General features: G+C 37.0%; 18 protein-coding genes. 12 read left to right on the top strand and 6 right to left on the bottom strand.

The window, feature by feature from the left end:
* The first annotated feature begins 1 nt into the window (after position 1).
* Positions 2–1,189, top strand: a complete 1,188-nt coding sequence (locus tag EXIGUO8A_RS09475; protein WP_159302942.1) for an AEC family transporter — start codon at positions 2–4, stop codon at positions 1,187–1,189.
* A gap of 3 nt (positions 1,190–1,192) precedes the next feature.
* On the opposite strand, the gene EXIGUO8A_RS09470 is transcribed toward EXIGUO8A_RS09475, so the two are convergent.
* Positions 1,193–2,545 carry a Gfo/Idh/MocA family protein gene (locus EXIGUO8A_RS09470; RefSeq protein ID WP_159302941.1) on the bottom strand — a complete coding sequence of 451 codons (1,353 nt, stop codon included), beginning with the start codon at positions 2,543–2,545 and terminating at the stop codon, positions 1,193–1,195.
* A 141-nt stretch (positions 2,546–2,686) separates the two neighbouring features.
* Here EXIGUO8A_RS09470 and EXIGUO8A_RS09465 point away from each other — a divergent pair, with 141 nt between their 5' ends.
* The 6 genes from EXIGUO8A_RS09465 (at position 2,687) to EXIGUO8A_RS09440 (ending at position 10,057) form a co-directional block, all read left to right on the top strand.
* Positions 2,687–3,565, top strand: coding sequence for a nucleotidyltransferase family protein (locus tag EXIGUO8A_RS09465; protein WP_236564463.1), 879 nt, complete (start codon positions 2,687–2,689; stop codon positions 3,563–3,565).
* A gap of 264 nt (positions 3,566–3,829) precedes the next feature.
* Complete coding sequence (locus EXIGUO8A_RS09460) at positions 3,830–4,195, top strand: DUF7009 family protein (protein WP_159302940.1); 366 nt, start codon at positions 3,830–3,832, stop codon at positions 4,193–4,195.
* A gap of 83 nt (positions 4,196–4,278) precedes the next feature.
* Entirely contained in the window at positions 4,279–6,576 is a 2,298-nt protein-coding gene (locus EXIGUO8A_RS09455; RefSeq protein ID WP_159302939.1) for an FdhF/YdeP family oxidoreductase, read from the top strand.
* Positions 6,577–6,815: 239 nt separating this feature from the next.
* The gene (locus tag EXIGUO8A_RS09450) at positions 6,816–7,679 is read left to right on the top strand and encodes a UDP-2,3-diacylglucosamine diphosphatase (RefSeq protein WP_116770222.1); all 864 of its coding nucleotides are present in this window, start codon (positions 6,816–6,818) and stop codon (positions 7,677–7,679) included.
* Complete coding sequence (locus EXIGUO8A_RS09445) at positions 7,676–8,674, top strand: glycosyltransferase family protein (RefSeq protein WP_159302938.1); 999 nt, start codon at positions 7,676–7,678, stop codon at positions 8,672–8,674. The genes EXIGUO8A_RS09450 and EXIGUO8A_RS09445 overlap by 4 nt, the downstream gene beginning before the upstream one ends.
* Before the next feature lie 15 nt (positions 8,675–8,689).
* Entirely contained in the window at positions 8,690–10,057 is a 1,368-nt protein-coding gene (locus tag EXIGUO8A_RS09440; protein ID WP_201304112.1) for a GH1 family beta-glucosidase, read from the top strand.
* 125 nt (positions 10,058–10,182) lie between these two features.
* On the opposite strand, the gene EXIGUO8A_RS09435 is transcribed toward EXIGUO8A_RS09440, so the two are convergent.
* The 4 genes from EXIGUO8A_RS09435 to EXIGUO8A_RS09420 all read right to left on the bottom strand — a co-directional run bounded on the left by EXIGUO8A_RS09435 (position 10,183) and on the right by EXIGUO8A_RS09420 (position 13,741).
* Positions 10,183–11,361, bottom strand: coding sequence for an acyl-CoA dehydrogenase family protein (locus EXIGUO8A_RS09435; protein ID WP_159302937.1), 1,179 nt, complete (start codon positions 11,359–11,361; stop codon positions 10,183–10,185).
* Between the two features lie 55 nt (positions 11,362–11,416).
* A complete protein-coding gene (locus tag EXIGUO8A_RS09430) occupies positions 11,417–12,076 on the bottom strand; it encodes a tRNA1(Val) (adenine(37)-N6)-methyltransferase (RefSeq protein WP_159302936.1) in 660 nt (219 codons plus the stop codon).
* A gap of 85 nt (positions 12,077–12,161) precedes the next feature.
* A complete protein-coding gene (locus tag EXIGUO8A_RS09425) occupies positions 12,162–12,875 on the bottom strand; it encodes a LytR/AlgR family response regulator transcription factor (RefSeq protein ID WP_159302935.1) in 714 nt (237 codons plus the stop codon).
* Positions 12,872–13,741 carry a sensor histidine kinase gene (locus EXIGUO8A_RS09420; RefSeq protein WP_236564462.1) on the bottom strand — a complete coding sequence of 290 codons (870 nt, stop codon included), beginning with the start codon at positions 13,739–13,741 and terminating at the stop codon, positions 12,872–12,874. The genes EXIGUO8A_RS09425 and EXIGUO8A_RS09420 overlap by 4 nt, the downstream gene beginning before the upstream one ends.
* Positions 13,742–14,291: 550 nt before the next feature.
* On the opposite strand from EXIGUO8A_RS09420, the gene EXIGUO8A_RS09415 reads away from it, so the two are divergent.
* The 5 genes from EXIGUO8A_RS09415 to EXIGUO8A_RS09395 all read left to right on the top strand — a co-directional run bounded on the left by EXIGUO8A_RS09415 (position 14,292) and on the right by EXIGUO8A_RS09395 (position 24,779).
* The gene (locus EXIGUO8A_RS09415) at positions 14,292–15,380 is read left to right on the top strand and encodes a carbohydrate-binding family 9-like protein (protein WP_159302933.1); all 1,089 of its coding nucleotides are present in this window, start codon (positions 14,292–14,294) and stop codon (positions 15,378–15,380) included.
* Positions 15,364–16,491 (top strand): family 10 glycosylhydrolase, encoded by a 1,128-nt coding sequence (locus EXIGUO8A_RS09410; RefSeq protein WP_159302932.1) that lies wholly within the window; start codon positions 15,364–15,366, stop codon positions 16,489–16,491. The genes EXIGUO8A_RS09415 and EXIGUO8A_RS09410 overlap by 17 nt, the downstream gene beginning before the upstream one ends.
* A 147-nt stretch (positions 16,492–16,638) precedes the next feature.
* Entirely contained in the window at positions 16,639–19,740 is a 3,102-nt protein-coding gene (locus EXIGUO8A_RS09405) for a SusC/RagA family TonB-linked outer membrane protein (protein WP_159302931.1), read from the top strand.
* A gap of 9 nt (positions 19,741–19,749) precedes the next feature.
* On the top strand, positions 19,750–21,321 hold the full coding sequence (locus EXIGUO8A_RS09400) for a SusD/RagB family nutrient-binding outer membrane lipoprotein (protein ID WP_159302930.1): 1,572 nt from the start codon (positions 19,750–19,752) through the stop codon (positions 21,319–21,321).
* 119 nt (positions 21,322–21,440) lie between these two features.
* A complete protein-coding gene (locus EXIGUO8A_RS09395) occupies positions 21,441–24,779 on the top strand; it encodes a VCBS repeat-containing protein (RefSeq protein WP_159302929.1) in 3,339 nt (1,112 codons plus the stop codon).
* On the opposite strand, the gene EXIGUO8A_RS09390 is transcribed toward EXIGUO8A_RS09395, so the two are convergent.
* Positions 24,780–26,213: a sulfatase family protein gene (locus EXIGUO8A_RS09390; RefSeq protein WP_159302928.1), complete on the bottom strand. Its 1,434-nt coding sequence runs from the start codon at positions 26,211–26,213 to the stop codon at positions 24,780–24,782.
* Positions 26,214–26,259 lie beyond the last annotated feature (46 nt).

The raw sequence follows: 26,259 nt of genomic DNA, 5'->3' as shown, positions 1-26,259 counted from the left end.
TATGAATTTTGCTCTACAGAAAACCCTCGAATTAATACTAATCATAGGTCTTGGTTTACTACTACAAAAAAAAGTTGCAAAACAAGATTTAAAAGGTGTAAAAGTTCTAATACTAAGTGTAGCATTGCCCGCAACGATTTTTGTTGCACTATTAAAAATAGAACTTAACGGCACCTTATTGGTATTTCCGTTAATTGCCCTAACTTTTAATCTTTTAATGCTGGCGGCTACCAAATATTTCTTGGCAGCATCTTTACATAAAGAAGAAAAAAGCAAAAAGCGAACCTTAATGATGTTGTTGCCATCAACAGCACCTGGTCTTTCATGTTTTCCTTTTATAGTAGCTTATTTAGGTGATGATACACTTGCATTAGCCGCTCTTGCCGATATAGGAAATAAAATATTCGTTCTAATTTTATTGTACATGCTCGCCATGCATTGGTACCGAAAAAATTCGGTTATTAAAAAACAAGAATCTTCCAAAAGTAAATTAAAAGGACTTTTTATTTCATTGATCAACGAACCCATTAATATGGTTATTGTTATAGGCTTGGTCATGTTAGGTTTTGGATGGGATCTATCTTCCCTGCCTACCTTCTTTCAAAATACCGCATTGAGCATTAAAGGTCTTATGACTCCATTAGTATTATTATTCATAGGTATGGCAGTGAGAATAAACAAGGGGGAATTTAAATTGATTATTTCCATGCTTTTACGCAGAATGGGTCTGGCATTTTTACTTAGTGGTGTTTTCGCCTATATTTTACCTGCTTTAACTCCTGCAATGATTTTACTATTAGTAGTATTTCCGCAGAGTGCCTGCAGCTTTTGGCCATTTGCCCATATGAGTGCAATACAATCTATGGAAGAAAAAGATGAACAGCCAAAGCCTACATTCGACGTTAATTTCGGATTAAACATTCTAGCTTGTTCCCTACCCTTTTCAACACTTTTAATAATAGGGATATTCTCTTTTAGCGAATACTTTATCAACCCTGTTACCCTTCTAGGTTTAGGTGCAATTATTTTAGGTGTTACTTTTGCTCCGGATATTATTAAGTCTACCAGCTTTAGAGCTGATCGCGAACGTAAAATTTCACGTAACATCTGGAAAAAAAAATCGAAAATGACAATAGCCACAGATGAATTTGAAAAAAATGAGAATATCAAAGAAGCTAAGGCTAGTTAAATTCTAATATGCTTCTTTCATCCATTCGTAAGGCTTTCTTTTTATCCAAAGTCCTCGAGTAAAATCAGGGAAATCTTGTGGTTCGCCATTATTTGCAATGGATGCCTCTGAAAGTGGTGTTACGGCACTCCAAGCTGCTGCATCATATGCATCTAAAGGCGGTGCTATGTTTTGTTTTGCAGATTCAACAAATGAGTTAAGCACAAAGAAATCCATTCCGCCATGCCCAGCATTTAAGGCATATTCACCATACTTTTTCCACAAGGGGTGATCATAAGTGTCTAACCAAGGTTTAGCTTCATCCCATGTATGTGGTTCAGACTTACCTTCCACGTAAATGCGGCTTCCGTCCACTTCCCAGAGTCCGTTTGCGCCTTGTACACGAAAACCTAATGAATAAGGCCTAGGCAAATTACAGTCGTGTGTAATGATTATTGTTTCGCCATTTGCTGTATTAATGGTTGAGGTAATTACATCACCCTGCTTAAATTTTACTTTTGCATTGGGGTGATCTATTCCACCTTCCTTTACAACATAATTGTGTAGCCCTATACCTTTAGATGCATGAGAAGTCATAGACACAAACCTATTACCTCTATTAACATCTGCCATAACAGCCACAGGACCCAACCCATGAGTTGGGTAAACATCGGCATTTCTTTTTACAGAATGTTCTGTACGCCATTTAGATTCAGAAATACCCTTATCGCCAAATTCAACACCTTTACCATAAGCAGTTTTACCATCGTTAAATTTAACATGCCGTAAATCATGCTGATAACCACATCTGTAATGCACCATTTCCCCAAATACATTCTGTTTCACCATATTGAGAACTGCCAAAACATCTCTTCTGTAATTCACATTTTCTAGAATCATCATATGTGTTGCGGTACGCTCATGTGTATTCACCAGATCCCAGCATTCCTCTAAGGTATTTGATGCAGAAACCTCAACCCCAGCATACTTACCAGCTTCCATAGCATCTACCGTCATACGGGTATGCCATAACCATGGCGTTGCTATTATTACGGCATCTACCTCTGCTAAAGACAAAAGATTCTTATAATCAAGATCATTAGCCCCAAATACTTTAGGTACCTTACCATTCGCTTCAGCAATATGTTTTTTGGCAATGGCAATCCTATTATCATCAACATCACAAATAGCAGTAACGTTTACATCTTTTCTAAGCAATAAATTACGTAAATGATTGGTTCCTCGCAGACCTACCCCGATTAGACCGACATTAAGTTTATCTGCGGCACTAAATGTTTTATGGGAAAATACCGGTATCGTAACCATACCCATACTTGCTATAGATGTATTTCTGATAAATTTTCTTCTTGATATCATATTTGGTGGTTGTTTGAACTTTGAATTTATAAAATCTTGATGATCCATATTAACTAATTATCAATTTTAACCATCATACATCTAAAATGAGCCATAATTTCTATTAGCATTTCATATTTTTGATATTTAAACACAAAAATCATGACATTACTTTTAATGGCTGCCGGTAGCGGTAGTAGATATGGAAAACTGAAACAATTTGATGATTTAGGACCAAACGGTGAGTTCTTAATGGAATTTGCCATTTATGATGCTATTCAAAATAATTTTGAACAAATTGTTGTTATCACCAAAAAAGAGAATGTTTCTTTCTTAGAGGAACATCTTTCTAAAAGAATACCTAGAAATATTAAGCTAAACGTTCTTGCTCAAGAACTTACAGACTTACCTGACGGAGTTACTTTCACCGGCGAACGTAAGAAACCTTGGGGTACTGCCCATGCGGTTTGGACGGCAAGAAATGTAATCAACGGTCCCTTTGTGGTAATCAACGCAGACGATTTTTATGGTCAATCTGCATACAAAAAAGCAGCTGATTTTATGAAGTCTGATGATAGTGCATATGCATTATTGGGTTACACCTTAAAAGATACCTTGTCTGAGCACGGTTCTGTATCTAGAGGTGTTTGCGAAGTAAACGGCGACAACCTTATTTCTGTACAAGAGCGCTTAAAACTTGTTCAACAAGGCGATAAAATAATCGACGAGGATACCAATTTAGAATTTACGGGCGACGAACAAGCCAGTATGAACTTTTGGGTATGCAGACCGTCTATCTTTGATAAAATAGAATCTGAATTTAGAATTTTCTTGAAAGATGAAGACCGTATTGCAAATAGCGAGCTTTACATTCCTTTAATGATACAAGAAATGTTACAGGCCAATGAAATTGAAGTTAAATGCATTCCTTCTGGTGGAGATTGGTTTGGTGTTACTTACGCAAGCGATAAAGAAAAGGCTATGAACAGTTTAAAAGAAAAATCAGATACAGGTAAATACCCTGCACCTATTTGGAAATAAAACTTACAAACGTTTATCTAAGCCTATTAAAAACTATTTAATGGGCTTTTTTTTATATCCTTGATTGACTTAAACTAAAAAGAGTCCGATCTTTTTAGACCGGACTCTTTTACGAGAACACTATATGAAAATGAAAAAATTTATTTCGTTTTTTATTATATCGTAAATATATAGGTAAGGTTAAATAATAGAAACAATTTGATGTCAACCCCTTATATTTTGTTGTCAGATGGGCTATTTTTGTTGTGAACTCAATTTATAGCCATGAAAATTAGAATAAAAGGTGATTCCGTACGGTTTAGACTTACTCAAACAGAAGTAAAATCGCTATCTGAAAATGGAAAGATTTACGACAGTACTAATTTTGGGTCTATAAAATTTAATTATGGCGTAGTGCTGAATAGTGACATAGACCAATTACACATAAGCTATGAGAAAAATGCCATCGTACTTGAAATGCCAAAAAAAACAGGTGAAGAATGGTTTTCAAATGACATTATCACCTACGACCATACATTAAAGACTTCTTCAGGAAATGATCTTTACTTATTGCTGGAAAAAGATTTTACCTGTTTAGACAATACTATTGAAGATCAGTCTGACAACTACCCTAACCCAAAGTTGAGTTAAAGTCTACTATATTCTAACATTTTCAAGGCAGTTTTAGTGCATTCTAGCACTGCCGTTATTTTTACATTTACTAAGTTTAAGGTATGGATGCAAAAACGGAACGCAAGGTCTCATTTAGAGGATCGGAAGAATTTCTTGACATTGAAGTAAAAGACCCTATTACACATGCCGCTGGTTATTTAGGTGTGCGTGAAGCTTTAAAACATACATTTAAAGAAATGGGGGTTTTACGATCTATGCGAACCTTGCTTAGCATGAACCAAAAAGACGGTTTTGATTGCCCTAGTTGCGCGTGGCCAGACCCAGAACACCCATCGCCCGTTGCCGAATATTGCGAAAATGGGGCAAAGGCACTTGGTGATGAAGCTACAACACAACAAATTGGTGCAAGTTTTTTCCAAAAAAAATCCGTAGAAGAATTATCTCAACTAACAGATTATGAGCTTAATAAATTTGGGCGTTTAGTAGAACCATTGGTATTAAAACCGAGCAGTGTTCATTATCAACCTATTTCATGGCAAGATGCCTTTGACTTAATAGCATCTGAATTAAAAAAACTGAACAACCCAGATGAAGCTATTTTTTACACCTCTGGGAGATCTAGTAACGAAGCCGCATTCTTATATGGAATGTTTGCACGTGCATTAGGCACCAATAATTTACCAGATTGCTCTAATATGTGCCATGAGAGTAGTGGTGTTGCCTTAGGAGAAACTTTGGGCATCGGTAAAGGATCCACAACTTTAGAAGATTTATACGAAGCTGAGGTTATTTTGATTGTTGGACAAAACCCAGGCACCAATCACCCAAGAATGTTATCGGCTTTAGAAAAATGTAAGCAAAACGGCGGTAAGGTTATTAGTATAAATCCACTAGAGGAATCAGGATTGGTCAATTTTAAAAATCCGCAAAACCTAGGCGGATGGATCGGTGGTGGTGAAGACATGGCAGATATTCATTTACCAGTTAACATCAATCAAGATATCCCATTGGTGAAATTGATATTGAAGAAACTAGTTGCCTTAGAAGAAGAAGGTAAATCCGTTTTCGATCATGCATTCATTAAAAAATATACAGATGGCTATGAAGCATTGATTGCCGATCTAAAAAATTATAATTCAGAAGACCTACTAAGTCACACAGGTGTATCCGAAGAAAAAATAAATGACACCGTAGATTTATTAGCAAATAAATCTAAAATAATCGTGTGTTGGGCCATGGGTCTTACCCAACATAAGAATGGTGTAGAGAATATTAGAGAGTTCATAAACCTGCTTTTATTAAAGGGAGCAATTGGCAAACCAAATGCAGGTACTTGCCCAGTTCGCGGTCACAGTAATGTACAGGGCGACCGTAGTGTTGGTATTCAGCATTTTGTGGACAAAGACATGAATGCCCGTATTAAAGAGCACTTAGGTTTTACACCGCCAGATCACGAAGGAGTAGATGTTGTAGGTACGTTGAAAGCTATGTATGAAGGCAAGGCAAAAGTATTTATGTGTCTTGGGGGTAATTTTTTAATGGCGGCATCCGATACCGAATATACCGCAAAAGGTATTCAAAATTGTGATCTTACCGTACAGATCAGTACAAAATTAAACCGTACTCATTTAATCACCGGCAAAACAGCTTTAATTCTACCGACCATTGGAAGATCTGAAAAGGATATGAAAAATGGTAAACCTCGTCACTTTACTGTAGAGAACAGCATGGGAAGGGTGAAAAGATCCAAAGGAATATTAAAGCCTGCTGCAGATACCATAATGAGCGAACCAGAAATCATTGCCAATATGGGGCATGCGTTATTTGGAGAAGAACACCCAATGAACTGGAAATCTTTAAGCGAAGATTACGAATTAATAAGAAAGCAAATTGACCAAGTAGCCAAAGGCTTTAGCAAAACAGAAGAACGGTCTGTTGGCGCCGGTTACTATTTACCAAATAATGTTCGTGAATTGGATTTTAGTATGTTACCTAACGGCAAGGCTCAATTTACCATTAACAAACTACCGGAACATACCCTTGAAAAAGACGAGTACATGTTAATGACCATACGTTCTCACGACCAGTTCAACACTACCATTTACGGTTTAGATGATCGCTATAGAGGAGTTTATAATGCAAGAAGGGTCGTCTTTATGAATGTAGATGACATGAAAGCCATAGGTATCAATAAGCTAGACATTGTGGACATTACCAGCACGTATGACGGACAGGTAAGAACCGCACATAATTTTAAGATCGTACCTTATAATATTCCTTCGGGGAACTTGGCTTCCTATTTTCCTGAAACAAATGTATTGGTGCCATACAATCATTTTGCAGACAAAAGCAAGACACCCATTAGCAAGTCTGTCAAAGTTCGATTGGTAAAGAAATAGTTACCAAATACAGTACTGAAGTTCAATTACCTAACAATCTGATAACTAAAAAATAAGTTAGCAGTAACCTTACTATAGCTATAATTTTTGAAACTTTACGGTCATAAGTTTCAGTATATGAAATCTATTGAATTGGCCGCTTTCCCTATTGCCATTCTTGCACTCCATGCCAAGTTTGTGGTCGTTCTGCCCCCTTTTATTTTTTTAACATTCCTAGTTAAGGAACCTTCCATTTATTTATGAAAAAAAGACCAGTTGACATTGTGGTCATTTCTGATGTTCACTTAGGAACATACGGTTGCCACGCCAAAGAGCTTTTAAAATATTTAAAATCAATAAAACCAAAAGAGGTTATTCTCAACGGTGACATTGTAGACATTTGGCAATTTAGCAAGCGTTATTGGCCCAAGTCTCACATGAAGGTGATTAAGCTTTTACTAGAATGGGTGGCTAAAGGAGTACCTGTACATTATATTACGGGTAATCACGACGAGCTTTTGCGCAAATTTTCTGGTAACAGCATGGGATCTTTAGGTATTGTCAACAAAATGGTGATTCCGCTTGAGGACAAAAAAGCTTGGATTTTTCATGGTGATGTGTTCGATGTAACCATGCAACATTCTAAATGGGTAGCCAAACTTGGTGCAAAAGGGTACGACTTTTTAATATTATTGAACAGAGCCATTAATTTTATTAGCAAGAAAATGGGCAAGGGTCCTATTTCCATGTCAAAAAAGATAAAGAACGGTGTAAAATCCGCAGTAAAATTCATTAACGATTTTGAGCAAATAGCTGCTGATATTGCTATAGAAAATGGCTATGACTATGTTATTTGCGGTCACATTCACCAACCGGAAATTCGAAAAATAAAAACTGACAAAGGCGAAGTTACCTACTTAAATTCTGGAGATTGGATAGAAAATTTAACCGCTCTAGAATACCATAACGGCACATGGAAACTATACTCTTATCTTGAAGATCAATTAACCATTGACCACCAAGAAGACATAAAAGAAGAAACCTACGTTCTAGAAAAAGCAGAACTCTTTCAAAGCTTACTTGAAGAGTTTAGAATAAGTGGAATGACCCATCAAAGTAAATGAGAATACTATACGCAATTCAAGGTACCGGCAACGGCCATTTAAGCAGGGCCAGAGATGTAATACCGGCACTTTTAAAACATAACGTTTCATTAGACCTTTTAGTAAGTGGCATACAGGCAGATATTAAATTGCCCTATCCCGTAAAGTACCAGTTAAAAGGACTTAGCTTTATTTTTGGAAAAAAAGGTGGCGTAGATGTTTGGAAAACCTACTATAGGGCAAACTCTATGCGTTTACAAAAAGAGATAAAAAGTATACCGGTAGAAGATTATGATTTGATCATTAATGATTTTGAACCTGTTACGGCGTGGGCATGTAAATTAAAGAACATTCCCTGTTACAGCTTTAGCCACCAAGCGGCAGTTCTTTCTACATTAGCCCCTAAACCTAAAAAAAAGGATCGTATGGGTAAATGGATCTTAAATAATTATGCACCTACAAGTCATCAATTCGGGCTTCATTTTAAATCGTATGAACCTAATATCTATACCCCAATAATTAGAAGCGATATTCGATCTGCAACCATTAGTAAGGGAGAACACTACACCGTATACCTACCTTCATATAGCGATGAGAAATTACTGAAATTTTTGAGTAAGATGAAAAGGGTTAAATGGGAAGTCTTTTCAAAGCACAATACATATGAATATTTTAAAAAGAACATACATATAAAGCCTATTACCAATGAAGCATTTGTACATAGCATGGCCACCAGTAAAGGTATACTATGTGGTGCTGGTTTTGAAACACCGGCAGAAAGCCTGTATATGCAAAAAAAGCTACTGGTAATACCAATGAAAGGGCAATATGAACAACAATGCAATGCCGCAGCCTTGGCAGATATGGGTGTACCCGTCATAAAATCCCTAAAAACAAAACACCTGGCCAAACTACAACATTGGCTGAATACAGAAACGATTGTACCGGTAGACTACCCAGATATTACCGACCAAATTGTAACCCAACTTTTAGAGACCTCTCTAAAAACACATTAAAAAGCCCCTACGCTATTGAGAGAACAAGAAGAATTCTTTTTGAACGTACAAGACTTTGGCAAAAAATTTACGTGGGGCGTTTCTACGGCAGCTTTCCAAATTGAAGGGGCGTATAATGCCGATGGAAAAGGACCTTCTATATGGGATAATTTTACGACCAAACCAAAAGCAATACTAAACGGGGACAATGCAAAGGTATCTTGCGATTTCTATAATAAGTATAAAGAAGATATTTTACTGATGAAATCCATGAATATTGACAACTACCGTTTCTCAATATCATGGCCTCGAATTCTACCGAATGGCATTGGCTCTGTAAACGATCCAGGTGTTCAATTTTATAATAATGTCATCAATTTCTGCTTAGAACAGGGCATTACCCCATGGGTAACATTATACCATTGGGATCTACCACAGGTTTTAGAGGATAAAGGCGGATGGACAAATAGAAACATTATACGATGGTTTTCAGAATTTACACAAGTATGTGCCAACGCTTTTGGAGATAGGGTAAAACATTGGATGGTCTTGAACGAACCTATGGTTTTTACAGGTGCGGGATATTTTTTAGGCGTTCATGCTCCTAGCAAAAAAAGGTTGAAGAATTTTCTACCCGCTGCCCACCATGCTGTATTATGCCAAGCCGAAGGAGGCAGAATACTAAGAAAATCTGTGCCCAATGCAGAAATAGGCACTACATTTTCCTGCTCTCAAATTACACCGTATAGACAGAACAAAAGAGATCGAAAAACCGCCATTAAAGTTGATGCATTATTGAACCGGTTGTTTATTGAACCGGCTTTAGGCTTAGGTTATCCTGTAAAAGACGCTCCAGTGTTAAAGAAACTACAACCCTACATTAAAACATCGGACATGGAGGATTGTAAGTTCGATTTTGATTTTATCGGGATTCAGAATTACACACGTGAAAAAGTAAAATATAGTATTCTGGTACCATATATAAGGGCAAAAATTGTAAAAGCAAGTAAACGAAACGTACAAACTACGTTGATGGATTGGGAAGTTTACCCACCCAGCATTTACAATATGATCAAGAAATACAGTGGGTATACCCAAATAAAGAAAATAATAATCACGGAGAACGGTGCTGCTTTTAAGGACACTTTTACTGGAGATACCGTAAACGATACCAAACGTGTACACTTTTTACAACGCTATTTAGAGCAAGTTTTAAAAGCAAAACAAGATGGGTTGAATGTTCACGGATATTTCGTTTGGACCTTTACCGATAATTTTGAATGGGCAGAAGGATATTATCCTAGATTTGGCTTGGTACATATCAATTTTAAAACTTTAAAAAGAACTATAAAAGCTTCGGGCAAATGGTTCTCCCAATTTTTATCCATGAAGAATCGGCAATAAAAAGCCGATGTTTCCATCGGCCATAGCTTATATCTAAAAAAACATGCACACATCTTACACGCGCATACCAAAGATAGATTGCCTTTCTTTTTTTAATGTTACGACGATTAAAGCAAACCGTTAAGTTATTGAAAAGCAGGCATTCCGGTAATATCGGCACCTGTAATCAATAAATGAATATCATGTGTACCTTCATACGTTATCACACTTTCTAAATTCATCATATGCCTCATAATACTGTACTCACCGGTAATACCCATACCGCCAAGTACCTGTCTTGCCTCACGTGCTATTTTTATGGCCATTTCCACATTATTTCGTTTGGCCATAGAAATTTGGGCAGAGGTAGCTTTCCCTTGATTTTTTAATTGTCCCAATCTAAAAGCCAACAATTGCGCCTTGGTGATTTCAGTAATCATCTCAGCCAATTTCTTTTGTTGTAATTGAGTTGCGGCAATAGGTTTACCAAATTGAATACGTTCTTTGGCATACCTTAAAGCAGTATCATAACAATCCATAGCGGCACCTATAGCTCCCCAAGAAATTCCAAATCTTGCAGAATCCAAACAACCTAATGGTGCTCCCAATCCAGATTTGTTTGGCAATAGGTTTTCTTTCGGCACCTTTACATTATCAAAAATCAATTCACCGGTTGCTGATGCTCTCAATGACCATTTATTATGGGTTTCTGGCGTAGTAAAACCTTCCATACCACGTTCTACGATTAATCCGTGAATACGACCTTCTTCATTTTTTGCCCATACTACAGCAATATCACAGAAAGGTGAATTGGAAATCCAAAGTTTGGCACCATTCAGTAGATAATGGTCACCCATATCTTTATACTTGGTTTCCATACCGCTTGGGTTAGAACCGTGATTGGGTTCGGTCAACCCAAAAGACCCCATCCATTCGCCAGTTGCTAGTTTGGGTAAATATTTTTTACGTTGTTCTTCCGTACCATAGGTATATATAGGGTACATCACCAAAGAAGATTGTACCGATGCCGTAGACCGAACACCGCTATCCCCTCTCTCAATTTCTTGCATGATGAGTCCGTAACTTATTTGATCTAGACCAGCCCCACCATACTCTTCGGGTATATAAGGACCAAAGGCACCAATTTCGGCAAGACCTTTAATAATCTGTTTGGGGAATTCTGCCTTTTGGGCATATTCTTCAATAATAGGAGATACATCTCTTTTCACCCATTGGCGTGCAGCATCGCGAACTAGCAAATGCTCTTCAGAAAGTAAATCATCTAAATTGTAGTAGTCTGGTGCTTCAAATAAATCTGGTCTCATAACAAAGCTTTCCTCAAAGATAAATAAAGAAATATAACAATAAGCAACGCTAAAGTTACATTTTTAAATAAAAATCTTTTGTCAAGTCTACATATTCAGTAGTATACCGATGTCTTTCAATTTCAATGATCAATTCAGAAGTTTCACAGTCTTTTTGTTCTTTAGAAAATGCCAACAGCACCCGCTTAACTTCTGCCGTAGGGTTACCTTTTACATGCAAACATTTATAGGGAAACAAGGCCAGCCCTGCCGCCATATTTAAAAAAGCATCTTTTTCCTTGAAAGGAATTATAGTGGCAAAGGTTCCGTTTTCCGCCAATAATTTGGCAGCGCCTTCTAAAAGTTCATCAAAAGGAAGAAATTCATTTTGCCTTGCTTGATCACGCTGTAAATTTCCAGATGCAACCGTTTCAGAATAAAAAGGCGGATTACATAGTATTAATTCATATTCATCATCGATCTCATCAACAAATTCATCTAACCCGGCATGATAGCAGTACAGTCGATATCCCCAAGGGGAGCGTTCAAAATTCTCCACACATTGCTCATAGGCTTCAGCATCTATTTCAAGAGCATCAATTACCTCTGCATTGCTCCTCTGAGCCAACATTAAAGCGATGACACCCGTACCTGCCCCAATATCAAGAATAGATATGGGCAAACCTTTAATTGGTGCCCAAGCACCCAACAGAACACCGTCTGTGCCGATTTTCATAGCACAACGGTCTTGTTCAATATTGAATTGTTTAAATTTAAATAGCTTGCTCAACGTAATTTATTTCTAAAATTAGTAGAAAATTTTAGTCCGTCAGGTTATTGAGTATTCTACTTTTGGCATCGGCTAAATAGCTTCTTCCAATAGTATATCTAATACCCCCAATCTCCACACTATTGCCTTCTACTACACTTACTTTATCAACGGCTATAGTGTACGAACGGTGTATTCTAATAAAATTATCACCAGGTAGCTCATCCGTAAAGCTACTTAAGGTTCTATGAATAATATATTTAGCGGTAGGTGTAATAATCCTGATATAGTCCTTAAGGCTTTCTATCACCATAATCTCATCAAGATAAATTTTCTGCAATTTCTTTTTATCCACCTTAACAAAAATGGAAGGCTTCTCATCTTTATCAGCACCACCGTTATTGCCTATTTTCTTAAGACCGATGATACGGTCAACCGATTTAAAAAAACGAGGTAATGAAATTGGTTTCACCAAATAATCAATAGCCTCCAGTTCAAAACTCCTTAAGGCATGCTCTTCATGGGCGGTTGTCATAATTACAAAAGGTTTTTTGTGCAAGGTGCTTAAAAACTCCAATCCGTCCAAATAAGGCATATTAATATCCAAGAACATAATATCTACCTCGTTATCCCTTAAAAAAGTAGATGCATCCAAAGCATTGGAGAAAGTACCGACCAGCTGCAATTCTTTCACCCTCAGTATATAGTTCTTAATCACATTTACCGCCAATGGCTCATCATCTACTACTATTACTTTTAAAATCATATTACCTTAAGCTTTAAAAACACATTGAACATTTTATCCTCCTCGAAAATCTTTAAATCATATTCGTTCTTCACATACCCCAGCTCCAACCTTTTTTTGACATTAGAAAGACCTATGCCTCCTCTTTTTACAGGGTATACGTATTCTTTGTTTACAAGTGGAATAGAGTTGGACACTTTAAAATCCATCCAATCATCATCAACCTTTACATCAATCTTAATTTTCATATCCCCTATATTCTTACTAGCCCCATGTTTAAAGCAATTCTCAATAAGGGGAATCAATAGCATTGGTGGTATTTTACAATTATCTAGATTACCAGATATATTCATATCTATCTTCAGCGAATCATCGAACCTAATACGTTCCAAATCTATGTAATTTCTAATACAATTAATTTCACTCGTTAAATCTTGCCTCTGTTTCTTCGTTGCGTATAGTAAATAGCGCATTAGTTCCGAGAGTTTCAAAATTACTTCTGGGGCTTGATCAGATTTTTCTAAGGTCAATGAATAAATATTATTCAATGTATTAAAGAAAAAATGGGGTGATACCTGCGACCTCAAAAAGCGAAGTTCTGTCTTAAGTTGTCGCTTCTCTAAATCGTGTAGTTTACTACTTTCCCTCAACCAATCTATAGTCAGTTTTATCGCCGTAAAGAAAGATATTACATATACTTCGCCTATCATAGTTTGCACGGCATAGCCAATAGTAAGGGTATTGATAACTTCTGGACCTTCTGGCATTACATCTGTACTCACCAAATAATAGGTAAGATTATATTTCACCAAAAGCATTATAAACAATGATAGCAGTATATACACCGTATACTCCAAATACCTCTTTGTATAAATAAACTTGGGCATTAGGTAATAGGCATTTAAATATGCCAAAAACATATGAATAGGAAAACCGATAAGGTTAGTTCGTAAAGAGAGTAAGAAATCGTCATGTATAAACGTCCACCTAAAAGTATTGAAGACAAAATAGACCGACCAAAATAAAATATGGTGCCAAGGTTTGATCTCACTGGTACCAAAAAATTTGGGCCTTCTCAAAAACTTCATTAATCTAATATCCATAGGCTGCAAACACTAATTTTATTCTGCCCTATTATGACGTTGGGCAACAATCTTTAGTTGTTAGGCTAAAAATATTCAGTTTACGAAGAATTTTAAAAATATTCAACAATAATCTCAGAATAGCCATAAAAGCTAATTATTGCTAAATGTAGTTAAAACAACTTGAGCAAAAGCGCATTTTAAAAATCTAAATAAAAGGCAAAGCTTTATACAGCAATACTGTTTTTGGTACCTAGCACTGCTAAATATGGAAGTTAGCCTAATTAATTGCTTCTATTTTCCCTATTCTTTAGGTTATGAGTTACACAACAAGAACAGACCAAAATATTAGGCTATGGAAATAACCGATAAAAAATCACTAAAAACAAAGAAAGCCATAGCATTACTATTGTTTCTCATCTATCTTGGTGCAATATCATTGGTAGCTCAAGAAACACCACGTACCTATATAGCAGTAAACACAACTGAATATATTTCAATTGATGGTAAAATGAACGAAGATGCATGGCAGTCTGCTAACTGGTCAAGTAACTTCATTGATATAGAAGGCATTAAAAAACCTACTTACCCTACAATGTTTAAAATGTTATGGGACCAACAGTACATGTATTTTTTTGCACAGCTTGAAGAGCCCCATGTTTGGGCCAACTTAAAGCAAAGAGACACCATTATCTTCTACAACAATGATTTTGAAATATTTATAGATCCAGATGGTGATACCCATAATTATTATGAATTCGAGATGAATGCCCTAAATACCATTTGGGATCTGTACCTATCAAAACCCTATAGAAATCATGGGTATATTATGGATGGATGGGATTTTAAGGGAATTAAAACAGCCGTGGATATAAATGGTACATTAAATAACTCATCTGACATAGATAAAGGGTGGAACATTGAAATAGCCATTCCATGGTCATTTACCACAGCCCCGGGCGGTACTACCAAAGTACCAGAAAATGAATTTTGGAGGATCAACTTTTCTAGGGTTAACTGGGACTTTGATTTAAAGAACGGCAACTATTACAGAAAGAAAGATTCAAACGGGAAATTCTTACCAGAATATAATTGGGTCTGGTCTCCACAAGGGGTAATAAATATGCACGAGCCAGAACATTGGGGCTATGTATTCTTTAGCAAAGATGATTCTAAAACATTTACTATTCCCGAAGACGAACATATAAAATGGTATATGTACCAATTGTACAGAAACGTCAAGAACAAAAATGAACAAGGCTGGAACCTTAAAAACGGAAAACTTCAAAGAGAAGCTAAAATAATAAAGGGAAAACCAGTCATTGCGGTTTTAGAAAAGAATAATTTTGGCTTCGACATTTGGGTAAAAAGTCCTTTCACAAATAATCAACTAGTTATACATACCGACGGAAAATTTGAAACCTACCATGAACAAACCAACTAAATTCTTTCACTTTCTAACACTTTTTATTCCATTACTCATTGTTTCCTGTGAAAACAAACCACAAAAAGAGGTAACAGAAACTATTACAAATAGTACAACTACAACCAAAGAATCAAATTTTAAACTTTGGACATGGACCACAGCTGACAAATCTAGAACAGACGAATCATTTGATGAAGAGTTTAAAAAATATGGAGAAAATGGTTTGGACGCCATTTTAATCAACACCTATGGTGATCCAGAATTACTGGCCCGTTTAGTACCTATAGCCAAAAAGCATGATCTTGAAGTACATGCATGGATGTTTACCATGAACCGCCCAGGTGATAAGGTTGCAGAGCAGCACCCAGAGTGGTATGCCGTAAGTAGGGATGGAAAATCTTGCTATGACGAACCACCTTATGTGGGTTATTACAAATGGCTTTGCCCGACCCGAAAAGAATCTCGCGAACATATTCTTGGTTTAATAGAAGGTTTATCTAAAGTAGAAGGCGTAGCTAGCTATCATTTAGATTATATACGATATTCAGATATTTTTCTTCCTATTGGACTGCTACCAAAATATGATTTAAAACAGGAGACAGAATTGCCTAGATATGATTTCTGCTACTGTGATGTTTGTACAGCGGAATTTGAAAAAATACACCATAAAAACCCAAAGGACTTTACAAATCCTGCAATAGATATGGAATGGAAAAATTTCCGCCTAAATAAAATAAAATCGATTGTAGATGAGGCATATAAAATCACCCATGAAAACGGCAAAATACTAACGGCCGCTGTATTCCCCTATCCAGAAATGGCAGACCATATGGTACGCCAACGTTGGGACAAATGGAAAGTAGATGCCGTTTTACCTATGATCTACAATAAATTCTATAACGAAGAAATAGATTGGATCGGTTATGCCACAAAACAAGGTGTAGCAGATTTAGAAGGTAGAGACACAGAATTACACACGGGTATTTATGTTCCAGAAATGACTGTTAATCAACTTAAAGAAGCTATTCATCAAGCAAAAAGCAATGGTGCAAATGGTGTCTCTTTTTTTGACGGACCAGCAATTACAGATGAACAATGGCAGGTTATTAGGGCATTACAAAACCCTTAAGAATTGTTTCATTAGTAAAAATTTTCTTTTTGTTAACACGTTGTTAAGCTTTTCACAACAGTTATTTGTCGAAATTTTTAATGATTGAGTGGGGAATGGTTCAACTTATGACAGTATTTTATACAAACTAACTTAACTCAATCATTTATGAACAGAACAATCTCAAGTTTTTTGACCGTTGCATTACTGCTTTTTTTTCAGGTGGTAATAGGTCAAAGTAAAAGCGTTTCTGGTGTTGTCACAGACGATACCGGTATACCTTTGCCAGGTGTCAACGTTGTTGAAAAAGGCACAACAAACGGAACTTCTACTGATTTCGACGGTAATTACACAATCAACGTTGATGCAAATGCAACTTTGGTTTTCTCCTCTTTAGGGTATAAGACCAAAGAAGTTGGTGTTAACGGTAGATCTACCGTCAATACTTCAATAGCAGAAGATGCCAGTGAATTAGACGAAGTAGTAGTTACCGCATTAGGTATTCGTAAAGAAACCAAAGCATTAGGATACTCCTTAACGGAAGTTGATGCTGAAGAAATTTCTACTATCAAGACACCAAATGCCATTAACTCCTTACAAGGTAAAATAGCCGGTGTAAACATCTCTCAAAATGCTACCGGTGCAGCTGGTTCCAGTAGAGTTGTAATTAGAGGTGCAAGTTCATTATCTGGTAACAACCAACCACTTTATGTAGTAGATGGTATTCCGATCGGTAACGGCAATAATGGTTCAGCCAGTTTATGGGGTGGATCAGATGGTGGTGATGGTATCTCAAGTTTAAATCCAGATGATATTGAATCCATTTCTGTACTTAAAGGTGGTGCGGCATCTGCACTGTACGGTTCTCGTGCTGCAGGTGGTGTTATTATCGTAACCACAAAATCTGGTAAAGGACAAGAAGGTTTTGGCATCGAATTGGGTAGCTCTGTAACTTTTGACAAAGTAGACACTTCATTACAAGATTTTCAAACTGAATATGGACAAGGTGTTAGAGGTGTAAGACCCTCTTCACAAAGTGCCGCATTAGAGGCAGGTAGTTCTTCTTGGGGAGAAGCTTATGATGGTGTAAATTCAACTCAGTTCGATGGTGTTTCAAGACCTTACTCTTATGTAGGTAATAACGTTGACAAATTCTATAGAACCGGATCTACTTTTATTAACACGGTTGCAATAACCAGTGCCAAAGAAGATTTGACCTATAGACTTTCTGCATCAAATCTAGATAATTCAGATGTACTACCAAATGCCGGCTTAAACAGAAAATCTTTTTCTTTCAATTCTAGTGCAATATTAGGAGAAAAGATAACGAGCAGCGTAAATGCCAAGTACATTATAGAAAAGGTTAAAAACAGACCACGACTTTCAGATTCTCCTGGTAATGCAAACTTTTCAGTGGCTTTGCTGCCAGGTAACATCGATGTAACTACGTTACAGCCATCTACAAATCCTGATGGTACTGAGAGACAATTCTCTAATAACACATTTTCCACAAACCCATATTTTGCGGCCTATAATTTCAACAATGAAGATATTAGAAACAGAATAATTGCATCTACATCGCTTCGTTATGATATTTTAGACTGGTTATCGTTAACCGGTAGAATTGGTATAGATAATGATATTATTAGAAGAACATCAGTAGAACCATTTGGTACAGCTTACAAACCCTTAGGTGGCATTAACGAAGAAGAAAGAAGATATAATCAAGTTGATGCCGATTTAATATTAGCCGCCGAAAAAGATATTACAGATAAGTTTGCCATATCTGCATTAGTAGGTGCTAACAATAACCACGTTAAATCTGAAAATCTATATTTAGGCGGTAATGACTTTATTGTTCCAGGTTTAGAAGACATAGGTAATACAGTTAGCCAATCTCGTAGCAGAGAATATTCAGAAAGAAAAATTGGTTCTGTATATGGTTCATTAGAACTATCTTATGACCGTTGGGCATATGTTACCTTTACAGGTAGAAATGACTGGTTCTCTACATTATCCTTCCCGGGTAAGGCTACTCCTAATGATGATTTCTACCCTTCAGTTAATGGTAGTTTGATATTATCGGATGCTTTTAACATGCCTTCTTTCGTTAGCTTCTTAAAATTAAGAGGTGGTTATTCTGAAGTTGCAGGTGGTGCTCAAGATCCTTACTCTTTGGCTTTGAACTATGAAATTTTCGGAATCCCTATTAACGGTCAGCCATTAGGTAGAGTTTCCGGTAGTACCGTTCCAAATGCCAATTTAGTTGCTTTTAGTAAAAGCGAAACGGAAGTTGGTTTAGATATGAGGTTCTTTAACAACCGCCTATCTTTTGATGTTGCTTACTATAGCAATGAAACAACAAATGATATTGTAAATGTATCAACATCTACGTATTCTGGTTATAACGGTGCTAGCGCAAATTTAGGTAAGGTAACCAATGAGGGTGTTGAATTCTTAATTAGTGGTTCGCCCATTAGAACAGACGACTTCTCTTGGAATATGACCGTAAATGGTGCTTATAATGAAGGCCTGGTAGTTGCTACTGACGATGTTGACTCTGATATTAACCTTGATGAACCAAGAACACAGAACGTAAGAATTACCCATATTGTTGGTGAAACCTATGGTTCTATAGTTGGTGTTTCTTACGAGCGTGATGATAACGGGACTATAGTTTATGAAGTAGGTGATGATGGTGTACCAAGAGCTGTTGAAGGAGAGCGTAAGATTTTAGGTGAAGGTGTACCACCATTGACATTAGGTTTTTCAAATTCATTTACTTACAAGAACTTTAATCTGAACTTTTTGATCGACGGAAAGTTTGGCGGACAGATATTTTCTGGCACCAACACGATCCTATATGGTAATGGTCTACATAAAAACACATTAGAAGGCAGAGAAAATGGGTTGACCGTATCTGGTGTTGACCAATCTGGAGCTGCATTTACAACGACAGTTGCACCAGAAAATTTAGCTGACTATTATGGTGAAATTGCAGATATCGCAGAAGAATTCGTTGAAGACTCTGATTATATTAAATTCAGACAATTAAGCTTGGGTTACTCCGTACCAAAGAAAGCCCTAGACAATGTATTTTTAACCAATGTTAATGTATCACTTATCGCTTCTAACTTATTCTACATAAAAAGAAGTGTAGATAATATTGACCCAGAAAGTGCTTACACTGTTGGAAACTCTCAAGGTCTGGAATATTTTGGAGTTCCTTCTTCTAGAAGTTACGGTCTAACTATCAATGTAAAGTTTTAAAAGAGAACTATGAAAAAATCAATATATATACTAATGTTTGCACTACTTTCTGTAGGTGCATGTGATGATGGTTTTGAAGATTTGAATGTGAATCCAACAAAACCTACCCAAGTTGCTGCGGGCAATAAGCTAACAGCGGTGATGAAATTTATATCTAGTGAAAGATATGACAACTGGAGAGCTGGTATGATCTATCAATCTACCATGATGCAACATGTGGCAACAACTGCTGGTTATTGGAGTGGAGATAAATATACGTGGAACAAAGGTTATGCTTCATCTTTATTAGATCGCTATTACGAGAATGCCATTAAATCGATTGAAGATTTGACCTTCCAATTAGAAGAGGAAGAAGCTCCAGAAGAAATGAAGGCTATCGTAAAAATATTACGTGTATTTGCTTACTCAAGGCTTACCGATCTATATGGCGATGTACCGTATAGTGAAGCAGGTAAAGCAGTTATAGAAGGTATTCTTCTTCCTAAATATGATGCGCAAAGCGAAATCTACCCAGATTTATTGAACGAACTGGAAGAAGCTTCTGCTGCATTGGGTACTGGAGTATCTGAATTTGGTACTGCAGATGTCATCTATAATGGTGATCAAGCAAAATGGAAAAAGTTAGCTAACTCCTTAATGTTACGTTTAGGTCTTAGGCTAATTAAAGTAGACCCTACAGCTTCACAAGCATGGGTTACAAAAGCGATCGACGGAGGTGTCATGACATCTAATGAAGATATCTTTTATCTGCAACACGATGCGGATAACAAAAATGGAATTGGCGAAGTGTTTATGGCTGACCCAAACCCTAGAATGAGTGATACGTTCATTAATTTACTTAAAGATGCAAACGACCCTAGGTTAACCGTATTGGCTTCGTTACCGGCACAGAAAATTATTTTTAAAGAAGATCCCGAGAACCCTGGTCTATTCATAGAGGATTATAGAGAAGATAGAACGGTGGAGGAAAGACTAGATCCAGACGCACAAAGAGGTCTGTCGAATGGCCAGGATCTTCCTATGCTACAAGAGCAAGATGTCGATCTTGATAATCTTTTCAGCAATTTAAACGACTACTCTGAGCCTAATCGCCTTTTAATAACTTCTGAAACCGCACCTATGATTTTTCAAACGTACGCAGAGGTAGAATTTATGCTTGCCGAAGCAAACGTAAGATGGGGTCTTGCAGGTGATGCAGAAACACATTACAACAACGGAGTAACCGCGGCGATGAAACAATTATCATTATACGGTGAAGGTGGTATTATTGCCGATGCTGCCATTGCAGATTATCTTGCTGCCAACCCATATGATTCAGCTAATGCACTAGAGCAGATCAACACCCAATATTGGGCAGCAACTTTCTTAAATGAATATGAATCTTTCTCTAACTGGAGAAGAACAGGTTTCCCAACACTTACACCGGTAAACTACCCGGGTAATGTTACTAATGGTACGATACCAAGAAGACTTACATATTCTGAAAGCGAACAAAGTAATAATCCTGATAACTATGCCGCTGCAATAGCCGCTCAAGGACCAGATGTTCTTACCACTAGAGTTTGGTGGGATGTCGAATAATAACAATTACGTTAGGTTTTTGAGTGAAACCTCTCATAATAGTTTTGAGTTAATTTTTTATTGAGTTTGAAAAGGAGGGGAAACTCTCCTTTTTTTGTATAAAATAGTATCTTGTAATCATGAAAATCAGGCATTTATTATACTTCTGTTCCTTGTTAATTTTATGTTGTGAAAATGCTCCGGAAGAGACTAAGGCAACACCAAAATTATTTACACTTCTCCCTTCAAATGAAACGGGTGTCGATTTCAATAACATCATTAAAGATGATAAGGACAAAAACATATTTGCCTATGCAAACTTTTATGGTGGCGCAGGTGTGGGTATTGGTGATTTTAATAATGATGGGCTACAAGATATTTTCTTTGCTGGCAATATGGTACCAGATAAATTATACCTAAACAAGGGGAATTTAGTTTTTGAAGATGTTACCCAAAAAGTAGGTATTAAAAATTTTGAAGGATGGTCAACCGGCGTAACCATAGCCGACATCAATAATGACGGACACCAAGATATTTACGTAAGCAGAGAACTTTATGATGAAAACCCAGCATGGCGAAGAAACCTATTGTACTTAAATAAAGGCAATGGAACTTTTGAAGAAAAGGCTGAAGAATTATTGATTGCGAATACCGAAAGAACAAGACATGCTACTTTTTTAGATTTTGACAAAGACGGTCTATTAGATCTTTTCCTATTGACCCAACCACCAAATCCGGGTAGCCTTTCTCAATACCACAATGCAGACAATCTTCTTGTACCCCAATATGCACTAAAGCTTTACAAGAATAATGGCAATACCTTTGAAGATGTATCTAAAGCTGCAGGTATAGACCGTACGGGTTTTCCAAATGCAGTATCGGCAAGTGACATTAATAACGACGGATGGCCAGACCTCTATGTCGCCAATGATTTTTACGCTCCAGATTTTTTATTCCTCAACAATCAAGACGGTACGTTTTCAAGCATCGAAAAAAGTGCTCTAAAACAAACTTCTTACTACAGCATGGGTGTAGATGTTGCCGATATCAATAATGATCAAAGCTTAGATGTTTTTGTGTTAGATATGGTTTCGGAAGACAACTTCAGGCTAAAATCAAATATGAGCGGTATGAATATCGATTCTTTTTGGAAAGTTGTAGAAGATGGTGGTGGCTACCAATACATGTACAATACATTACAGCTTAACAATGGAAATGAAACCTTTAGCAACATTGCTCAGTTCACCGGTATGGCAGCAACAGATTGGAGCTGGTCCAACCTCATCGCCGATTTTGACAATGACGGATTAAAAGATACTTATGTTACTAACGGACTGCTAAGAGATATTAGAAATACCGATGCGGACAAAAATGTTGCCAACTATATCAATACTACCAGGGCTCAATGGCTACAAAAAAATCCAAGGGCACAGAATATCAAAAGTATTTGGGATATTGTAGACCTTGAAAAAGCCGTCGGTATGGTACCATCACAACCTTTAAAAAATTATGCCTATCAAAACTTAGGAGATCTGGAATTTAAGAACAGATCCAATGATTGGGGACTAGATGAAGAATCGTTCTCAAATGGGTCTGCTTATGCAGATTTAGACAATGACGGCGATCTTGACTTAGTAGTGAACAACATCAATAACGAAGCTTTTATTTACAGAAATAATTCAGAAAGCTTAGAAAATGGAAATTTCCTGAGAATTAAACTTATTGATCAAAACAATAGACCAACTTTTGGCACCAGGGTTAATCTATACACCTCAAAAGAGGTACAAACCTTAGAAAGTACCAATGTAAGAGGCATATACTCTACCAGTGAGTCTACCCTACATTTTGGACTGAACAGCCATAAAAAAATTGATAGCCTTATTGTGTTATGGCCTAATGGAAATACCACCATTAAAAAAAATATAGAAGCTAATCAGTTGTTAGAGATTACATCAAACGAATTTGATGAAAATAAAGGTAGAACAGAAAAACCTAATCAATATCTGTTTGCCGATGTCACTGCAACTCAAAATGCAAAATTCAAGCATCAAGAGAACACTTTTAACGATTTTGAAAAACAAATACTACTACCTCATAAACTCTCACAATTTGGACCAGCGCTGACTGCTGGAGATATCAATAATGACGGATTAGATGATTTCTATATTGGCGGTGCCGCAAACCAAGCTCCTATCCTATTTGTTCAACAGAAAAACGGAAGTTTTAAAGAGAGTCAGACTACATTTTGGCAAAAAGAAGCAGGTTACGAAGATGTAGATGCTCTTTTTGTTGACATCAACAATGACGGATTAAAAGATCTTTATGTTGTTAGTGGTGGAAACGAATACCCAAAAAATGATTTTCATTACACCGATAGAGTTTACTTGAACCAAGGTAACGACACATTTAATAAAGGAGCTATTCTGAATGCGAACAGAATTAGTGGGTCAGTAGTAAAATCAGCGGATTATGATGGAGATGGCGACCTAGATCTATTTGTAGGTGGCAGACATACGCCGCATCAATATCCAAATCCAACTTCCAGCATGTTATTGGTGAATGACAACGGACAGCTTGTAAACCAAACAGAAACCCTATCGCCAGAGTTATTAAATATCGGTATGGTCACCGACGGTATTTGGACCGATTACGACCAAGACAATGACTTAGATCTCATAGTTGTTGGAGAATGGATGCCTATTACCGTTTTTGAAAATAACCATGGCAACTTATCAAAAATCAATACCGAAGATTTTAAATCAAGTTACGGTTGGTGGTTCAGTATAGAACAAGGTGATTTTGATAATGATGGTGATCTGGACTATATAGCCGGCAACCTTGGTTTAAACTATAAATACAAAACCAGTCCAGACAAGCCTTTTGATGTTTACTACAATGACTTTGATTCCAACGGTAACGCAGACATCGTTCTAGGGTATTACAATAAAGAAAAACATTATCCTTTAAGAGGTTTTTCGTGTTCTTCAGAACAAATTCCTGCTTTAAAGAAAAAGATAGTAAAATATGACGCCTTTGCCTCTATGGAACTGAAAGATGTATACGGCGAAGAAAAATTAAAAAACTCGCTACACTACAGTGCAGATACATTTGCTTCAGTCTATATAGAAAATTTGGGCAACGGGCAATTTACAATTAGCGACCTACCCAATCTGGCACAACTTTCTAATATAAATGATATGCATGTAAGCGATTTTAATGGCGATGGGTGGCTAGATGTTCTTGCAGTCGGTAATTTATACGTTTCAGAAATAGAAACTCCAAGAAACGATGCCGGAACAGGGGTTTTACTTTTAGGTGATGGCAAAGGAGCATTTACCGCTAAGAGAGGTTCGGAAACAGGATTTTTTGCTGATGGTGATACAAAAAAACTGGTAGCCATAAACAACGGTCAAAACAACTACTTTCTTGTAGGAAACAATAATGATGAATTGCAATTCTTTAAACTACTGAAAAACTAATTAGTCAATACGACCTGGTGAACGCGTTTCGCTTCCCTCTATATCTAAAAGTGAATCGCCCAGTTTTGTACGCATGTCATCCGCTAACTGCTGGATGGTCTTTACCACTTCTGGATGAGCCTGTGCCACATCGGTTGTCTCGCTTTCATCTAGTTCCAAATTGTAAAGTTCAATCTGCTTAAGATCGATCATTTTATAATTTCCGGGAAAACCATCCTTGCCAGGCTTCTGACCGTTCATTGTTCTATACCGATGTGGAAAATATAATTTCCATTTGCCGTACCGAACACCGAATAGTTCATTGACTCGGTAGTAAAAGAAATATGCCTCTTGCGGACTCTCATCAGTCTTACCTGTAAATAGCGACCATGCACTTTTACCGTCAATCTCTTTTTCCGGTAAGTGAGCATTCGTTACCTCAGCAATTGATGGTAAAATATCAATGGCCATTACAGGGGCTTCGATAATCGACCCTGCTTTAATTTCTTTCGGATATTTAATGATAAAAGGTTCTCTTTGTCCACCTTCCCATCCGGTTCCTTTACCCTCTCTAAAAGGTAAGGCACTACCAGAATGATTTCCGTATGCCAACCATGGTCCGTTATCAGATGTAAAAATAACAATGGTATTCTCCGTTAAACCATTCCTTTCTACTGCTTTAATAATTTCCCCAACAGACCAATCGAGTTCCATAATAACATCACCATACTTGCCTCTATTGGATTTTCCTTTGAATTTATCCGAAACGAATAAGGGTACATGGGGTTGCGGATGCGGAACATACAAAAAGAACGGATTCTCTTTATTGCGGTTAATGAAATCGACACTGCGCTCGGTAATCTTCGTGGTTAAATTCGTTTGATCTATAAGCGTGTCGATCACTTTTTGATTTTCATATAAAGGCAACGGACCAAAATCAAAAATAGGTCCTTGCTGTGGATGTAATGGCCACATATCGTTAGAATATGGAATTCCATAATATTCATCAAAACCTTGGTTGTTCGGCATAAATTGTTCTGCATCGCCCAGGTGCCACTTCCCAAAAATAGCGGTAGTATATCCTTCTTCCTTTAAAAGTTCCGCTAGTGTAGTCTCATCTGGATGTAGACCTACTTTACTATTGGGCATAAAGGCATTATGAATACCGATTCTGTTTGGATAAGCACCCGTTAAAATTCCCGCCCTAGAAGCGGAACACACCGCTTGGGCAGCATAAAAGTGGGTGAGTTTGGCTCCGTCTGCGGCCATTTGATCCAAGTTGGGAGTATCAATATCATTTGCCCCAAAAACGCCCACATCATTATAACCCTGGTCGTCAGTAAAAATCAAAATAACATTGGGTCTGTTCTTTTCAGCAGGCTTTATTTTCTGACCAGATATATGCTGAGAGATTACGGTAACCAAGAATAGAATGTAACATGATTTTAAACTCATAACAAACGTTTACAGATATTTAATGATTTATTTCAATGCCAACCAA

Origin of the sequence: Maribacter litoralis (assembly GCF_902506355.1) — a bacterium.
In the GTDB taxonomy this organism is placed as follows: Bacteria; Bacteroidota; Bacteroidia; order Flavobacteriales; family Flavobacteriaceae; genus Maribacter; species Maribacter litoralis.
The sequence above is the reverse complement of the archived record's forward strand: the minus strand, read 5'-3'. Positions and strand labels throughout refer to the sequence as shown.

What these genes read in the sequence shown, in the direction of transcription:
- EXIGUO8A_RS09415 (WP_159302933.1), top strand. Translation starts at nt 14,292, where the DNA reads ATGGAAATAACCGATAAAAAATCACTAAAAACAAAGAAAGCCATAGCA.
- EXIGUO8A_RS09465 (WP_236564463.1), top strand. Translation starts at nt 2,687, where the DNA reads ATGACATTACTTTTAATGGCTGCCGGTAGCGGTAGTAGATATGGAAAA.
- EXIGUO8A_RS09410 (WP_159302932.1), top strand. Translation starts at nt 15,364, where the DNA reads ATGAACAAACCAACTAAATTCTTTCACTTTCTAACACTTTTTATTCCA.
- EXIGUO8A_RS09405 (WP_159302931.1), top strand. Translation starts at nt 16,639, where the DNA reads ATGAACAGAACAATCTCAAGTTTTTTGACCGTTGCATTACTGCTTTTT.
- EXIGUO8A_RS09455 (WP_159302939.1), top strand. Translation starts at nt 4,279, where the DNA reads ATGGATGCAAAAACGGAACGCAAGGTCTCATTTAGAGGATCGGAAGAA.
- EXIGUO8A_RS09395 (WP_159302929.1), top strand. Translation starts at nt 21,441, where the DNA reads ATGAAAATCAGGCATTTATTATACTTCTGTTCCTTGTTAATTTTATGT.
- EXIGUO8A_RS09430 (WP_159302936.1), bottom strand. Translation starts at nt 12,076, where the DNA reads ATGAAAATCGGCACAGACGGTGTTCTGTTGGGTGCTTGGGCACCAATT.
- EXIGUO8A_RS09460 (WP_159302940.1), top strand. Translation starts at nt 3,830, where the DNA reads ATGAAAATTAGAATAAAAGGTGATTCCGTACGGTTTAGACTTACTCAA.
- EXIGUO8A_RS09420 (WP_236564462.1), bottom strand. Translation starts at nt 13,741, where the DNA reads ATGCCCAAGTTTATTTATACAAAGAGGTATTTGGAGTATACGGTGTAT.
- EXIGUO8A_RS09390 (WP_159302928.1), bottom strand. Translation starts at nt 26,213, where the DNA reads ATGAGTTTAAAATCATGTTACATTCTATTCTTGGTTACCGTAATCTCT.
- EXIGUO8A_RS09435 (WP_159302937.1), bottom strand. Translation starts at nt 11,361, where the DNA reads ATGAGACCAGATTTATTTGAAGCACCAGACTACTACAATTTAGATGAT.
- EXIGUO8A_RS09470 (WP_159302941.1), bottom strand. Translation starts at nt 2,545, where the DNA reads ATGATATCAAGAAGAAAATTTATCAGAAATACATCTATAGCAAGTATG.
- EXIGUO8A_RS09425 (WP_159302935.1), bottom strand. Translation starts at nt 12,875, where the DNA reads ATGATTTTAAAAGTAATAGTAGTAGATGATGAGCCATTGGCGGTAAAT.
- EXIGUO8A_RS09475 (WP_159302942.1), top strand. Translation starts at nt 2, where the DNA reads ATGAATTTTGCTCTACAGAAAACCCTCGAATTAATACTAATCATAGGT.
- EXIGUO8A_RS09450 (WP_116770222.1), top strand. Translation starts at nt 6,816, where the DNA reads ATGAAAAAAAGACCAGTTGACATTGTGGTCATTTCTGATGTTCACTTA.
- EXIGUO8A_RS09400 (WP_159302930.1), top strand. Translation starts at nt 19,750, where the DNA reads ATGAAAAAATCAATATATATACTAATGTTTGCACTACTTTCTGTAGGT.
- EXIGUO8A_RS09445 (WP_159302938.1), top strand. Translation starts at nt 7,676, where the DNA reads ATGAGAATACTATACGCAATTCAAGGTACCGGCAACGGCCATTTAAGC.